Source organism: Chitinibacter sp. GC72 (genome assembly GCF_009760905.1).
Lineage (GTDB): Bacteria > Pseudomonadota > Gammaproteobacteria > Burkholderiales > Chitinibacteraceae > Chitinibacter.
Map to the genome: position 1 here is coordinate 1 of NZ_VIRW01000051.1, position 1,477 is coordinate 1,477.

The 1,477-nt window shown below is 51.8% G+C and carries 2 protein-coding genes and 1 rRNA gene; 2 read left to right on the forward strand and 1 reads right to left on the reverse strand.

From position 1 onward, the window contains the following. The first annotated feature begins 134 nt into the window (after positions 1-134). Positions 135-248: ribosomal RNA gene (gene rrf, locus FLS37_RS16695) — 5S ribosomal RNA — on the forward strand. Between the two features lie 173 nt (positions 249-421). Here the strand turns inward: rrf and FLS37_RS16700 are convergent. After that, positions 422-1,207 (reverse strand): hypothetical protein, encoded by a 786-nt coding sequence (locus tag FLS37_RS16700; protein ID WP_157671085.1) that lies wholly within the window; start codon positions 1,205-1,207, stop codon positions 422-424. A gap of 129 nt (positions 1,208-1,336) precedes the next feature. Here FLS37_RS16700 and FLS37_RS16705 point away from each other — a divergent pair. Beyond that, positions 1,337-1,477: transposase (locus tag FLS37_RS16705; RefSeq protein WP_198314676.1), on the forward strand; the 141-nt coding region annotated here is incomplete at its 3' end.

Sequence of the window (1,477 nt, forward strand, 5' to 3'; positions counted from 1 at the left end):
TTATGCGGCTGATGGTATAATCGACCCAATCGATAATTGTTTGAGAAAGACCGGTGAGTTAAACGACTTGCTGATGATATTACTTCTTCTATTTCGAGTTGTTGTTTGAAAGAACAGTGACTCACCCAGTTTTGTCTGGTGACCATAGCGAGGTGGTCCCACTCCTTCCCATCCCGAACAGGACAGTGAAACGCCTCAGCGCCGATGATAGTGCGGATTGCCCGTGTGAAAGTAGGTCATTGCCAGACTACCCTAAGTAAAGAAGCCCAGTTCGAAAGAGCTGGGCTTTTTGCTGTCTGCGAGATCGGCAAAGCGTCGGCTGGGTATGTGGTTGGGGGATAGATCAGGCCTGTTCTTCAGGTATATACCCGGCCTGCTTGGGTCGGCCATTGAGTGGATCAATGGTAATTTGCCCGCCTGACTAAGCAATATCACAACACAAGTCATCAATATCGAATAGCCAATGCCAGCCCTCGCTATCGAGTAGACAGGCGCCACGTGGGCCTGCGGTTAGCATGAATTCACCGCAAGGGCTGACGTCCAGCCGACCGCACAGCCACGGCGGTGGTGGCAAAAATTGCCCGACCTCGCCCAAAGAAAGCAGGCTATCGCCTTCCAGTGTTAGCAAGCCGCCGCTGCGGCAACCAAGATACAGCCGCCCCTTAAACCAGACTGCATCTTCTGGCTGATAACCGGGGTCAATATTACCTTTCACGCGAAGTTGCCATTGGTTACCACGCCCAGTCCAGACACTGCCATGTAGGTCGGTGATATAAACTGCGCCATCGCCGCCGCAACATACCGTTTCTAGCAGGGCATTGCTCGGAAAAGCGCATTGTTGCCAGCCTTGCCCATTGAAATGCCAGACGTCGCCGCTGCCGCCGACGGCATACATATCGTTTTCGGCAAATGCGGCTAAATCACGGAAACCAAAATCCATGTCGGAATAGTTGCTGGTTTCCACATCGGCTGGCAGCGGTACGCCGCGACCTTCGCTGGCCAAATCGACCCAATGGTCAGGGCCTTCGCGGCGGAAAATCTTGCGGTAGGAGCCTAATGCGTAGAGCTTATCTGCCGCGCGCACCAGCTTGCGGAAGATGCAGCGCGTGTCACCTGGTGTACCTAGATCAAGTAATTCAACCATTGGACGTTCCAGACCTTTTTTCCCGGGGCGTGATGAATAGACATTACCTAGGAGATCAATCATTACATAAGTAGTTCCTTGCAACTAATTAATCTGAGGTAAACCCCCGGCTTTGCCGGGGGACTCACCAAGGTTTGACCTATACAACGGTCATTGTGAAGCTCCGATCTCGACCAAGAGAAGGAGTTTCAAATGAAAGAGTATCAAAGTCTGAGCCATACGCGTTGGGATTGTAAATATCACGTGGTGTTTATCCCCAAGGCGAGAAAGAAGCGATTATTCGGCGCATTGCGCCGTAATCTTGGGGTTATTTTCCATGAGCTGGCACAGCAA